16 protein-coding genes are annotated in these 12,717 nt (G+C 30.4%); 7 read left to right on the forward strand and 9 right to left on the reverse strand.

Translation table 11 applies throughout. From position 1 onward, the window contains the following. Positions 1-3 precede the first annotated feature (3 nt). The 7 genes from Q4Q16_RS06080 (at position 4) to Q4Q16_RS06110 (ending at position 6,396) form a co-directional block, all read left to right on the forward strand. Entirely contained in the window at positions 4-813 is an 810-nt protein-coding gene (locus tag Q4Q16_RS06080) for a hypothetical protein (protein WP_303346834.1), read from the forward strand. Further along, complete coding sequence (locus Q4Q16_RS06085) at positions 806-2,215, forward strand: phage terminase large subunit (protein ID WP_303346835.1); 1,410 nt, start codon at positions 806-808, stop codon at positions 2,213-2,215. The genes Q4Q16_RS06080 and Q4Q16_RS06085 overlap by 8 nt, the downstream gene beginning before the upstream one ends. Before the next feature lie 453 nt (positions 2,216-2,668). Then, a complete protein-coding gene (locus Q4Q16_RS06090) occupies positions 2,669-2,902 on the forward strand; it encodes a hypothetical protein (RefSeq protein WP_303346836.1) in 234 nt (77 codons plus the stop codon). Next, positions 2,899-3,300, forward strand: coding sequence for a type II toxin-antitoxin system VapC family toxin (locus Q4Q16_RS06095; RefSeq protein WP_303346837.1), 402 nt, complete (start codon positions 2,899-2,901; stop codon positions 3,298-3,300). Before Q4Q16_RS06090 ends, Q4Q16_RS06095 begins: the two co-directional genes overlap by 4 nt. Before the next feature lie 268 nt (positions 3,301-3,568). Then, on the forward strand, positions 3,569-4,654 hold the full coding sequence (locus Q4Q16_RS06100; RefSeq protein ID WP_303346838.1) for a DUF4062 domain-containing protein: 1,086 nt from the start codon (positions 3,569-3,571) through the stop codon (positions 4,652-4,654). A 222-nt stretch (positions 4,655-4,876) separates the two neighbouring features. Then, positions 4,877-5,455, forward strand: a complete 579-nt coding sequence (locus tag Q4Q16_RS06105) for a hypothetical protein (protein WP_303346839.1) — start codon at positions 4,877-4,879, stop codon at positions 5,453-5,455. 68 nt (positions 5,456-5,523) lie between these two features. Next, positions 5,524-6,396, forward strand: a complete 873-nt coding sequence (locus tag Q4Q16_RS06110; protein ID WP_303346840.1) for a hypothetical protein — start codon at positions 5,524-5,526, stop codon at positions 6,394-6,396. A 15-nt stretch (positions 6,397-6,411) separates the two neighbouring features. On the opposite strand, the gene Q4Q16_RS06115 is transcribed toward Q4Q16_RS06110, so the two are convergent. From Q4Q16_RS06115 to Q4Q16_RS06155, 9 genes are all read right to left on the reverse strand, one after another. Beyond that, positions 6,412-6,816 (reverse strand): hypothetical protein, encoded by a 405-nt coding sequence (locus Q4Q16_RS06115; RefSeq protein WP_303346841.1) that lies wholly within the window; start codon positions 6,814-6,816, stop codon positions 6,412-6,414. Positions 6,817-7,084: 268 nt separating this feature from the next. After that, positions 7,085-7,738, reverse strand: a complete 654-nt coding sequence (locus tag Q4Q16_RS06120) for a hypothetical protein (protein ID WP_303346842.1) — start codon at positions 7,736-7,738, stop codon at positions 7,085-7,087. Then, on the reverse strand, positions 7,687-9,099 hold the full coding sequence (locus Q4Q16_RS06125) for a hypothetical protein (RefSeq protein WP_303346843.1): 1,413 nt from the start codon (positions 9,097-9,099) through the stop codon (positions 7,687-7,689). Before Q4Q16_RS06125 ends, Q4Q16_RS06120 begins: the two co-directional genes overlap by 52 nt. 10 nt (positions 9,100-9,109) lie before the next feature. Continuing rightward, on the reverse strand, positions 9,110-9,610 hold the full coding sequence (locus Q4Q16_RS06130; protein ID WP_303346844.1) for a hypothetical protein: 501 nt from the start codon (positions 9,608-9,610) through the stop codon (positions 9,110-9,112). Between the two features lie 32 nt (positions 9,611-9,642). Next, a complete protein-coding gene (locus Q4Q16_RS06135; protein WP_303346845.1) occupies positions 9,643-10,206 on the reverse strand; it encodes a hypothetical protein in 564 nt (187 codons plus the stop codon). An 11-nt stretch (positions 10,207-10,217) separates the two neighbouring features. After that, positions 10,218-10,352 (reverse strand): hypothetical protein, encoded by a 135-nt coding sequence (locus tag Q4Q16_RS06140; protein ID WP_303346846.1) that lies wholly within the window; start codon positions 10,350-10,352, stop codon positions 10,218-10,220. Continuing rightward, on the reverse strand, positions 10,345-10,686 hold the full coding sequence (locus Q4Q16_RS06145) for a hypothetical protein (RefSeq protein ID WP_303346847.1): 342 nt from the start codon (positions 10,684-10,686) through the stop codon (positions 10,345-10,347). Before Q4Q16_RS06145 ends, Q4Q16_RS06140 begins: the two co-directional genes overlap by 8 nt. A gap of 152 nt (positions 10,687-10,838) precedes the next feature. Beyond that, on the reverse strand, positions 10,839-10,997 hold the full coding sequence (locus Q4Q16_RS06150; RefSeq protein ID WP_165814064.1) for a hypothetical protein: 159 nt from the start codon (positions 10,995-10,997) through the stop codon (positions 10,839-10,841). Positions 10,998-11,669: 672 nt separating this feature from the next. Further along, positions 11,670-12,665 carry a tyrosine-type recombinase/integrase gene (locus tag Q4Q16_RS06155; RefSeq protein ID WP_303346848.1) on the reverse strand — a complete coding sequence of 332 codons (996 nt, stop codon included), beginning with the start codon at positions 12,663-12,665 and terminating at the stop codon, positions 11,670-11,672. Between the last annotated feature and the right edge of the window lie 52 nt (positions 12,666-12,717).

The following is a 12,717-nucleotide window of genomic DNA, read 5'->3' on the forward strand; positions in this document are numbered from 1 at the left end:
ACTATGGGTCGAGGAAATTCAGACATCATATATTTTCTAGAACAACACGAACAGGAAATAATAAACTGCTGCAGAAAAGGAATGAGCAACAACGAAGTCAGAGAACTTCTAAAAACAAAATATGAAAGAGATGTAGCAGACATTACATACAGGAAATTCAAAGCAAATCTAAATCTGACTAAAAATGATTTTCTTGAAACATTATTAGATGAAATAATAGCTATGAAAACATCTGGAGCAACAGATGAAAGCGTCAGAAGATGGCTGGCAGAAGAACATGAATTCGAAGTAAGCAGAGCATCATTTTCAAGATTCAAAAAGAAATATAATTTAACAGACAAAGACAAAGACCCAAGAGCAAGAGATAAAGAAGCATTAACAAAGAGAGCCATTAGCCAAAAGCAAATAACAGACAATAATGTTCATCAAGACAATATTGACATAGCTATTGATACAATCCTTCAGCAACAGGTCACAGACATTAAAACAGGCCTTGACAATCTTGACAAGATAACTAAAAATGCTGTAGACATTGAAATCGACTTTGCAAAAATAGATCAGGAAATAAGACACATCGCCAATGAAAAAAGTCTACCGAGATATTTACTCGATATAGCTGAATTAAAAGTCAAATATTTAGAATTATCTGTAAGAGCATTTGAAGCTAAAAACAAACTATTCAAAGATGAAATGGATAGGCTATTTAAAAACAGAGTTCTTGAACTAGAAGATAAGAAAATAGAGCTTTCACAAAAAGACATTATGAATGAGATAGAAGTTCTTGCAAAACAAATAGATGATAACAATGTATGATGAAAACGGCAAATTCTATTTAGATGCTAAAGATAAAGCTATTCTTCAGAAATGTGTATATGAAAACCCATATATACCATTCAATCCATTTCCAAAGCAAGCAGAAATGATTTTAGCTACTGAAAAGGAAGTGTTGATTGGTGGAGCTGCAGGAGGTTCCAAATCAACCAGCTTGTTAATGAGAGCATTATTTTATGTTCAGGACGATGTTAATGAATACCATGCATTAATCTTGAGACGTACTTTATCTGACTTGAAGCGTAAAGGAGCTTTAATTCATAAGGCTAGCCAATGGTTAAATCGAAAGGAAATTCAAAATAATCCAAGCATCAAACCAAAGTGGGATGGAACAGAACATTCATGGACATTTCCAAACGGCAATTCACTAACTTTTGGATATTTAAGAAACATTAATGACTTAGATACGTATCAGGGTTCAGAATACCAGTTCATTGGTATTGATGAGTTAACACAATTGGAAAGATTCAAATATATCTATATGCGCTCAAGAGTAAGGAAAACAAAAGACAATAAACTTCCGACACAGTTAATGTGCTCAAGTAATCCCGGTAAGCGTGGAAACAAATGGGTACGTGAAAGATTCATTGAAAAAATAGATACTGACATCCAAGATAAAGACCAAATAAGATTCATCAGCTCCAGTTATTTAGATAATATTTATTTGGACAGAAAAGACTATGAAGAATACCTAATGGGACTTGATAGAGTTACAAGGGAACAGTTAATGAACGGTAACTGGTATGCTTCAGTTAAAGGTCAGCTATTTGATGAATCAGACTTCCACATAATCTCTCATGATGAATACATGAAAATACCAATCGTTAGAGTTATCAGGTATTGGGATCTTGCTGCAACTGAAGTATTAAACGATGATAAACTTAAATGTAGTGATCCGGATTTTACTGCAGGAGTTCTGCTGGCTAAAGATCTAAACGGTAACATTTACATTTTGGATTCATATGAATTTCAGCTTGAGTCACGAAACTTGATTAATGAAATTATCAACACTGCAGCACGTGACAAGTCAGATGTACAGTATATTGAACTCGATGGAAGCACCGGTAAAAACTTCGGATTATTAATTATTGATGAGTTAACAAGAAGAGGATTCACTACAGGTACTGGTAACTCAAGAGAGAATAAAGTAGACCGTGCAAGAAGAGTTTCATCAGATATTCAATTGAATGGAATCTACCTTGTTGGAAAGGATAGAACAGGGTTTACGAAAAAATGGGCCATGGAATTTTTAGAAAAAATTACAGCTTATCCAAATGAAGCTATTCACGATGATTGTGTTGTGGCATTTACGGGTGGTTATGAAAAAATAGCTAATGAAAGTCAAACTAAAAGAGTTAATGTGGATAAATGGTACTCCTCATGATAATTTATTTTGAAGTAAATCTTTAACATAAAATGCGATTTAAACCAAAACATGATATATGAAACTTGAATAAATAGATTTATTGAAACTAAAAGATTTATAAATTTAGAATGGAAAAATTAGATGTTTTTAGAGTAATTGAAGTAAAATACTAGGAATTATCATTATTATCATGTTTTTTCTTAATCATAAAAAGTATAATATTTTATGATATCCATTATTTTTTTAAATTTTTCTAAATTCTGTTACTTAAATGATATCATAAATTTTTTTATTAACAGATAAGTTTATATGTGGCAGAAAATATATGTAATAAATAGCACTAGAACAACTTCCTTTTGTTTTAATGCCAGCGATGATAAAATGACAAAGAAGATTTATTTATTTAAGATGTAGAAAACCTTATATGATTGATTTAAAATATGAAAAATGATATAATGTGGAGAGAAACTTATGATGATTGCAAATACCAAAATATACAAAAATTTTCAAACTTCTATACCAAAAGAAGTAAGGGAAGCTTTTGATATTGATAATGATACAATTGTGGAATGGGGTATAACTGATGATGGGCAACCAGAAGTTAACTTCAGAAACAAAGTCAAACTAAATGATATCATTGGTATTGTGAAAACGGAGGAAGTTACAAATAGTGTAGAACTGAAAAAAGAGGTTTATCGAAAATGAGTAAATATTTCTTTGATAGTTCATTTATAATTGCATTAGCGTTAGATAATGATAGTAATAAAAGTAAAGCCTTAGAACTTACAGATTTATTATCTGAAGAATGTTACATTGGAGATAATGTAATAGAAGAAGTTGTAAATGTAGTTAACCTTAAAGGAGATTCTAATAAAGCAGAAACTTTGTATAACTTCATGATAGATAATTTTAAAATTATAAATGAACATGAGATACCTAATTACAATACAAAGACAATTAAAGTATTTAAAAAGTTCAATGGAAAATTAAGTTATACGGATTCAAGCATGATTGTAACTGTACTTGAGTACAATATTGATTTTCTTGTAACTTTTGACAAACAATTCAAAAGAGAAGAACGAATAACTGTTGTGGGTATCTAAAAACTATTTGGAGAATGTTAAATAACATTCTTCATCTTTTGATAATATTAATAAAATTATGATGGTCTGTATATTTCTAAAAGAGAATTTAGATTAGAAACTCAAGATGAAATAGAACAATTTAGTCAAGTAAAAAATTTTGAAAATGAAATAAAAAAACATTGGCATAATTAAACATTACCAAACAATTGAAGAATTTAGATATATGTTATTTATGGAATTATCTATTTGTATAAAAGGTGAATTTATAAAATCAAATGGTGATTAAATGGACAATATTATACGTGTTTTTATTGGAGCGCCAAGCGATGTTAACCCGGAAAGAGAAATAATCAAAAAAATTATTAATAATATGAATAAATATTATCGAGGAACAGGATTTTCAAAATTTGATTTAATTGAACTCAAAAAGGATGTAAGATCAGATATTGGTTCAGGCTTAGAAGCACAAGAAGTAATCGATGAAAATATTGGAGATTATGATTTATTTATAGGAATTTTATGGAAAAGATTCGGAACCCCTACCAAAACTCATGAATCAGGAACCCAACAAGAATTTGAAAATGCTTTGAAAAATGGTAAGGAAGTAATGTTTTATTTTTCAAAATTGCCTGTAGCTCCCGATGAAATCGACCCTAAACAACTTGAAAAAATATTGAACTTCAAAAATGATATTTCAGATGAAGGGCTTTATTTTGAATATTCTTCACTAGATGAATTTGAAGAATTGATTGAAAATAACTTAAGAATATTAGCAATAGAAAAAAATAATAAAGAACCTCAACCGACAAAAAAATTTGAAAAAGAAGAGAAAAGTGAAGAAAAATCAATGTTTGAGTTAATTGAGAGTACACTTAATAATTTTAAGGAAGTTGAAAATGATTCTAAAGAATTATCTGCATTATTTAATAGTTTAAATGAAGACTTTGAAAATATTAATCCGCCGAAGGAAGACAATATTCAATCTTATAAAATATATTCAAATTCTGTTGCAGATATTTTAAATGAATTATCCATTGAATTTAAAGATAAAAAAAATGATTTATTAACCCATTATTCCGAGGGGATAAATGGTTTAATAGAATCATTAGAGTTATTTGGAGAATATATGGATGATAATACTAGACAAGACATGAAAAAATCAATTGAAGCACATATTGAAGTATTAAACACCACTACTAAACAAATGCATGAAGTTATTGAAATATATGATAAAATTCCTCCAATGACTAATAAACTCATTAGAGCCAAAGGTAAATTCATAAAGAATATTAAAGAGTTACAAAAAGATGTTAAGAATTTAAGAAGTTTACTTTATAAATCATTAATCGAACTAAATGATTCGAGTAAATAACTAAATTTTATCTTTACGATACAATGATTTCTAAAATCAAAAAAAGAATTGATAAAAATCAATATCTAAAAATTGACAATATAAAAATATATTTTTCATTTAAAACAATTATTGTTCAAGAGAATAATATTAATATTCTTAATTCAATTAAATGAAGTTTTCAATATCAGAAAATCCTTTTCAGAGCATTGAAAATAATTAACTAAAAGGTGTTATATGATTGTGTATAAGTGTAGTGAATGTGATTTTGAATTGGTTTATAATACAAGATTATTTTATTATGATGCTGATTTAAGAGAAACTATTGATTATACTTTCTGTAAGGCAACAGTAGACTGGGATAAAAAATCAGAAATTAAAGGAGAGATAATTGAAACATATTGTAGTCATTGCAATAAATATGTTAAAGTGTATACTATATTAAAAGTTGGCAGTTACTCCAAAGAAGCATATGAACTCATAAAAGAAGGTATTAATAATAATGTGAATAAAAAAATTGAGGAACTACAGGAATTAATAGAAAATGAAGAAAGAAAAAAGTCTTCAACATCTTTTAAAATAAAATGTTGGATTCATAGGATGAGTGTAGATGATTTGGGGCTTGATTTAAAAATTGAATTTTTAAATAAAAAATTAGAAAGATGCATTAATACAGTTTATGTTATTGAAAATCAACGCAATAATTTAAAAAAAGCTAATTGTCCTAACTGCTGTAATGAAATTAATTTGTACTTAAATAAAAAGATGCCATGTCCTAAATGCGGAGGGGAACTTATATTTCGGGAAGCGGATGCTGATTAATTTTAGAAAGGATATTTTAGCTAAAATTACTCAAAAATTAATAAGGGAGGAATATTATGGAAATTCATATGTTTGATGAAAAATATCCAAAACTTAATTTTCCAAATAAAATACGTGAATATCCACGTGATGAAGATTATAAAGTATTTTATTTTTCAAGACAAGATTTTTATGAAGATAATTTAAATAAAAATAAAATCGTAAAGAGACAAAGTATTTCTGATTTGAAAAAAATTAATCTCATGTTTGATAATTTAAGAGTAAATGGAAAAGATTATACAATTTATGGTCAGGGGCATGAGTGTTATCTATCTGAAGAAAATAACAAATTAAGTATTATTACAATGAATGACCATATTTATTCGAGAAAATTCGATACAAAATTAGGAACAATAATATGTGAAAATCATGGGGAATTTGGTGGTGTAATATATAAGAATACAAATGACGGTCTAGAAGTTATGGGATTCGGAAGTTTTGAGTATATATTTGAATATGATGATAAAGTATATGCTATAACAACTTTATGTCATATGGGAGGTTATGACTGTAGTTTACATAGAATAGTTGAATTTGAAGATAAATATTTGGACTTAACAATTTTTAACAGTTGGGATTTGGATTTTGGAGGATATTATGCAGAAGAAAATTATCTCTATTTTTATTCAAATTCTGAATATAATGGATTATATAGATTTAATTTGGATACATTTGAATTAGATCTTATTTCTAAAGATTTATGTAGAAAAATTGAAGTAAATAGTCTGTTAAAAAAAGATAATTATATTTATATTTATGGAAATTATAATGTTGTTGAATATGATTTAAAAATAAATGAGATAACTTCAATATATACCAATTTAGAATATGAAGAAATTGATGAATTGTTGTATGTTGGAGATGATAAATTAATAGATGTTTGGGACAATATATTAATTTAATCATCATGATTATTCTTATTTTTTAGCTCGTTTCTTTAATATCTTTAAAATATTCTTTTCTCTGATTCTTAATTCATGAATTATTGTTTCTGTGTCTGTTATCTCTTTAGATATGACATTAAAATTCAATCCGACTTGTACATCATCAGGATTTAATATAGCTTCACCTCTCACATTCTTTTTTGGTACTCTTTTTAATCTTCCGTCAATAGCTAATATTTCAGTATATCTTTCCTGTTGAATTTCAGACAGTATTTTGAAGTAGTCTTTTTTTCTTTGATTTAGGCTTTCTAATGCATTCAACTCATATGATATCTGTTGATTTAATTGTTTGAGTTTTTGATTTAATGGTATCCAGAATTCACAGGTGTTTTTGTTTTTACATATTTCATGGTTTGGATAACAATCACATCTAAACATTTTTATCAGCTCGTTATTCTAAAGTAACTTAGTAACTTATCAAAATATAGTAACTTTGTAACTTTGTAACTTAACAATCCCAACTACTTTTCACTACCATAGATCCCCTCACCGGGAGGGTCAAGTTACTTCAAAATGTAAAAAAATAAAATGAATTTAAATAGCTTTAATCTAAAAATAAAGAGCTAATAATCCTTGGAATTTTTTCACTGAAGTAACTTGGGGTCTCAGGTTACATTTTTTTGCAAAAGTTACATCACAAGTTACTTTATTGATTGACCTCCTTTTCACTTAAATTAGGATATAGGAAATTTAAAAACTTATCAAACCTAACAACCATAACCTTTGTGGATTCTGGTATTCTAACAGTTTTATATTCCCAACCCAGCAATTCAGCAATGCTTTTTATGTTATAGCATACTTCATTTGCATTTTCCAATGCTTTCCTAAGACCGCTTGTAAAGCAGACATAGTCAAGGCCGTCACGTCCATGATGCAACACCATATAAGGTATCAGACGCTCATTGATAATGTTAAAGACACGTTCGTAAAAGTCATTTGAGTCTTTAACTGAATCTGTGAAATAGTCATGATATTTAATTGGATATCCGTCTTCAGCTGAATAGACTTTAATGCTTTTGTTGTGTTTGTTAATCTCTTCAATGAAAAACATCCTTAAATATTCTATTTCTTCTTCATCCAATCCTTCAGGTGTTACTGATTCAGTAAATGTCAATAGCCATTTCGGACATTCACGGCCACAGGTACTGTATGCTCTTAATATTAATTCATTGCTTAGTTCCTGCCAGGGTAATCTTAACAGTTCTATATCCTCGTTTATTTCGTTTACTACAAAGTCTGCAAGATACTTCAAATGATGAAACAGACAATCTTTAGGAGAGTCCATTTGGAAATGTGCCATGAATTCCTTTTTTTCATCATCTGTTTTTTCTCACTGTGAGTATACATTAGCTGAACAAATCTTCTTGTCAACCCTTCGACATTAGGCAACGGACTGTTGGATGTGAAAGACAAAGTAGATAATGCAAGGATTATAGCTAAGTTCCTTCCTTCGTATCTGCGTCTTGCATTTGTCCTTTCCACACAGGTTTTCAATGTTTCTGTGCAGCTTTTACAGTTGAACACACCTACAGGTTCATTGATGATCTTTCCAAAAGTGGATTTGGATATTTGAGCACCAATTCTTGGAACGGTATCAAATTCAGATCCGCCAATATCGGTTTCGCTGTCAGGTTCACCGTAAAAGTAAGTCCCAATACGGGCAAGAGTTGTCTTACCACTTCCACCTTTTCCAAAGTGGAACATATACGGAATCAGGTTCTCCAACGGCAATCCCATCTGTTTTTTGGCAAATCCGAAAGGAACTATCATTGCATGCTTTAGTGTTGTTGCCAGTTTTCCTTCCTGACCTATGAAGTAATTTCTTAAATCTTCAATCAAATCCAATGCCATATTCATTTTGTTAATGTCAGTGTCATTCAATTCAAATTCAACTATTGTCAGGCTTTTGGTTTCGTTGTTATAGTAGAAACCTGGTGTTTCTATATCTGTTTTCATGATTGCCAAATCGTTTTCAATAGCTATTTGAATTATACCTGGAAGTACTTCCTTTAATTGGTAACGTGAGAGAACATAACCATGTTCCACTAAGTATTGTTCCATTTCAACAATGTTCATGTCTTTAGTGTGGAAATGCCCTCCTTCTATTGTCTTCCATTCAATGCTGAATGTTCTTCCGGCTTCACTTATTGGATTGTCATGTATTGTAATCTGTAACGGATAGCAAAGCAATACTCTTGTATAATCGGCCACTTCATTTCCTTTTTTCCATTCTATAGTCTGTGTAGTGACTTCATTTTTTCTGTAGTCCATAACGATATATTTGTTTGAGCCAGTTTGGAGTTTGTAAATCTTATTGGTATCATATGGTATGATTGCCCTATTCAATTCACGCCCTACCAATATACTGGTCTTTTTGTCATAGTTATCTGATATGAACCTCTCAATGCCTTTTATTCCACTATTTGGATTTTCCTCACCAAGATAAATGTCCTCGAAGAGTTTGATGATTTCATCCAATGTTTTCTCATGAGAAGGAAGGTGGTTGTATAATTCTCTAAGAATCTTTTCAACCACTTCGGGGTCTGTACCCTGCAAATAGAAAGCACTGATAATGTTTTTAAAGTATGTAAACTCATAATCCGGTTTATAAACATTACCAATAGCTTTTTTGATTTGTATAGCTGAACTTCCTTCACTCATTTTAATTACCTTATACCTGAACGTCCCTCACAATGAAACTGTAGAATATGTAGGTTCCGGATCTTTCTTTGACTTGAATTGTCATCTCAGATAATCTGTTTACGAACTCACGGTATTCGGAAAGATCAACATTTCTGAGAATATTTGATTTACCAACTGAACCTGCATTTTCCAATTCAAAAATACTGGTTAAGAAATCAAATAACACACTTCCTTTTTTAACGTTTTTGTGAATGTCTCCATCATTTTTAAGATTAACATTGATTTCAACATATAATTGGTCAGCATCCTGGAAGATGTATACTTTGAATCTGTTAACGGTTTTTTCTTCACCGTCATCATCGAAAGTGAATGATGAAACTGAAGCCATTTCAGGCCTGCCGGTGATTAATGTTCCATCTTCAAAATCTTTCAATTCTGCTTTTTCATATCCTTCTGGAATATCTACAATTTCCTCATAATCTAGTTCTGTACCTGTGAATATAGTTTGTTTTGTGTTTTCGAAACTCATTTCAATTATCTCCTAAAAATATTAAAGAGGATTTAGTTTTTATCCTCTTTTAGAAATTTTGACTGGTTTGGTGCTATCACTTTTTCAGCTGTCATTTCTTCAGCACTAACTTCTCCAGCACCTATCAGTTCAGCTATTGCACGGTTGGTTGCTCGTGTCTTTGCAGTAGACATTATAGTGTGATTGCTCACTTTATCTTTTCCTTTTTCTGAACGGGAACATAATGCATCTGATTCAACACTACGGCCATTAGGTAATGTTGCTCTAACGCAATAGTAAGCTTCTCTTACTCTTCCCATTTTTGTTCTTTCAATGTCCCGGTCAACAATGTGGGTGTCAACATTGAATGCACGTGATAGCTTTTGCCATGCTGATTTCTTCTTAAAGTGTCTTTTCACTTTAACATAGTTTCCGTTCTCATCTTTTTCTTTTACAATAATTTCCTGATAATCTGTTTCATTTAATAATCCTTTACAGAGTTTTTGATAAGCGTCCCATTGTTCAATAGCTACATCAACATTTGGAACATTATCGGTAGCTATTATTCCGGTTTCTTTAGAAACTTCTGGACTTTCTATAATTTCGGCTTTAACCATTTTATCACCTTTTATAATCCTACAGTACTTGTTACAATTCCAATCCAACCTATGACTAAAGCAAATAATATGCTGCCAATTAAAATTAATCTGGGATTGACGTTCAGCGGTTCAGGTTTAGGATATAATCTAGCTGGCTTAGACATTTTTACGAGCTCCTTTATTTTTCCTAAATCCTACAATGAAAGCTTCACCTCTTCTGAATTTTACAAATCCAATATCCCCTTCAGCAGCATAGTGCATTAATGACAATAGCTTTGCATGAATTTGAGTAACGTATGCTTTTTCTCTACCCATAACCAATACAGTTCCATTGTCATCAATATGGAGGATTGTTTGTTCTACATCACATTTGGCAACTTTAATTTCACCATTGTGAGTTAAAATGCCATGGTAATTATCTTGGAATTGATTAACGGTGGTTGTCATTTGATCATCTCCGTTAATGCAATGTTTTGAAAATGGTGAATAGCTATTCATACTATTCACCTGATTCAATTTTATTAAATAAATCCCACATTCTGTCCCATATGTTTTTTGGAACTATTATGTGAGGTTCTCCGTCAATGTCTTTCATTTCAATCATAATTAAGACTCCTGTTAATGTTTTAATGTAGTTCATCCGTCTGGTGTTAATCAAGTTTCATTATCTTGATCCTGTATGACTTGAAAAATTCCCTTTCACTTTGAATGTTTTCGTTTTCCTGAATTTCAGCAATACATTCTTCAAGTGCCCTGAAATTATTGAAAATAATTATTTCATTGGGCTTGGGTTTAATTACTTCACACATTATGTTTTGTCTCCTGATTTTTCCCTTGTGGGTGTATATTCAACAATCTAAAACTCAATGTGGGTCAGAAGTCTTTGAAATAAAAATAGTAGGTTGTTAAAAATAGTTTTCAATTCTTTGCCGGATATTTAGAGTAAAATAAGTCTTTTAATTTAAAATGTATAAATATTTATATATTCCTTAAAATAAACTAAATATTGGGTTAAGTTTTGAAAAGTATTAATTTTTAACATCGTTTGGCGACGTGTCTAATTATTTTTATTTTTCTTACTGACCCATTAGGATTATATTAAAAAATAATATAACTCGTTGTCCACGAAAAATTATTTTTGTATAATCCTTTATCATGATCTTTTTTTCTCATTGCTTTTTTTGATATTTTACCTCCAGATATTGATTTTCAAGCCGTACTAAAAAAAGTTGTACGAGTGTGAAAAATTGTTCTCACTTCGTAAAATTGCTTTCAGTTAGTAATGGCTAATCATAGTTTGTTAAAATGAATATATAAACATTACTATTCTTATTTTAATGAATAATATTCAGTAAAAAGAGTTATTTTATATTAAATTGTACACCCTAAAAAATAATCATCGGTGTTTTGAAAATTGGTGTTTAGAAAAAAATAAGAAAAAATGTTGAAATGTATAATTTACATTTTCAACTTAATAATTTTTATTTGATATTCATTAAGACTTCCTTTTTAAGCTGTCTGATTTCTTCATCAATACCGTCCATTCGTTTTTTATACTCTGCATTTTCCTTTTCCATCTTAATAAACTCTGGAGATTTGACGGTAATCTTTTCAATCTCCTTGCTCATGGTAAGTGCAGGTAAATGCTGAATATATTCTTCTTTCAAATCATCAGGATTGGCCATAAAGTAAGCGGTATCTGTTTGGTTTTTAGCTTTCCCCTGCAGTTCATTAACTTTTTCCATTGGCATGCCGTCATTGTACAATGCGCTTGCATGAAACTTTCTCAGCATGTGGCTGCGGAAACGGTTGTAGTTACCTACTTTACCTAAGTTTAATCTTTCATTTACAAGTGAAAATCCATGTGTAAAATAATTGGGGTCTACCTTAAAAAGTCGACGGCGATCAAGTAAAGAGTCTATTCTCCACAGCAGGTAATTGTTTATTGCAAGAGTTGCTTCAGGACTGCAGAATGTGGTAAAATGTTTTCCTGTTTTTTGTCTTTTGATGTGAAATGTTGGAACTACACCTTCACAGTTTCCCAAATCCGCAATTATATCAAAGATATTGGTTTCGTTTGTGTATTCATTTACTGCCTCAATATAATCTCCGATTGTCAGGTTTAGTGTTTCCATTCTGGCACAACCGCTGGATGCCATAAATAATATGATGGGTTTAATTGTTGGTGTAGCCACATCCACGGCATTTCTGATGATTTCCTTATCGGGCAGGTCTTCAAATTGTATAGGTGCGGAGGTGTTTGCAGCTTTTTTATTTATTGGAGGCAATTCGAAAAGTTCAATTTCATAATACCTGTAGATTACAAGTATGGGTGTGAACATTGCTTTTACAGTATTCAATGAAAAATTGTCAAGAAGATATTGTCTAAAGGTCAACAGTCTTCTTTTCAATTTTCTCTTTTTCCATTTTATGCCTGCGTCTTCTTCTGCTTCAGCTTCTTCCAAGAGTTCAGTCAAACTCTTTCCACAAAATTCAGTATACTTTTTCACAGCGTGTTTGTAGATTCTC

The sequence above is a fragment of the Methanobrevibacter sp. genome (genome assembly GCF_030539875.1).
In the GTDB taxonomy this organism is placed as follows: Archaea; Methanobacteriota; Methanobacteria; order Methanobacteriales; family Methanobacteriaceae; genus Methanocatella.

Coding starts and splice junctions, on each gene's coding strand:
- Q4Q16_RS06080 (WP_303346834.1), top strand. CDS start 4: ATGGGTCGAGGAAATTCAGACATCATATATTTTCTAGAACAACACGAA.
- Q4Q16_RS06085 (WP_303346835.1), top strand. CDS start 806: ATGTATGATGAAAACGGCAAATTCTATTTAGATGCTAAAGATAAAGCT.
- Q4Q16_RS06090 (WP_303346836.1), top strand. CDS start 2,669: ATGATGATTGCAAATACCAAAATATACAAAAATTTTCAAACTTCTATA.
- Q4Q16_RS06095 (WP_303346837.1), top strand. CDS start 2,899: ATGAGTAAATATTTCTTTGATAGTTCATTTATAATTGCATTAGCGTTA.
- Q4Q16_RS06100 (WP_303346838.1), top strand. CDS start 3,569: ATGGACAATATTATACGTGTTTTTATTGGAGCGCCAAGCGATGTTAAC.
- Q4Q16_RS06110 (WP_303346840.1), top strand. CDS start 5,524: ATGTTTGATGAAAAATATCCAAAACTTAATTTTCCAAATAAAATACGT.
- Q4Q16_RS06115 (WP_303346841.1), bottom strand. CDS start 6,816: ATGTTTAGATGTGATTGTTATCCAAACCATGAAATATGTAAAAACAAA.
- Q4Q16_RS06120 (WP_303346842.1), bottom strand. CDS start 7,738: ATGGCACATTTCCAAATGGACTCTCCTAAAGATTGTCTGTTTCATCAT.
- Q4Q16_RS06125 (WP_303346843.1), bottom strand. CDS start 9,099: ATGAGTGAAGGAAGTTCAGCTATACAAATCAAAAAAGCTATTGGTAAT.
- Q4Q16_RS06130 (WP_303346844.1), bottom strand. CDS start 9,610: ATGAGTTTCGAAAACACAAAACAAACTATATTCACAGGTACAGAACTA.
- Q4Q16_RS06135 (WP_303346845.1), bottom strand. CDS start 10,206: ATGGTTAAAGCCGAAATTATAGAAAGTCCAGAAGTTTCTAAAGAAACC.
- Q4Q16_RS06140 (WP_303346846.1), bottom strand. CDS start 10,352: ATGTCTAAGCCAGCTAGATTATATCCTAAACCTGAACCGCTGAACGTC.
- Q4Q16_RS06145 (WP_303346847.1), bottom strand. CDS start 10,686: ATGAATAGCTATTCACCATTTTCAAAACATTGCATTAACGGAGATGAT.
- Q4Q16_RS06150 (WP_165814064.1), bottom strand. CDS start 10,997: ATGTGTGAAGTAATTAAACCCAAGCCCAATGAAATAATTATTTTCAAT.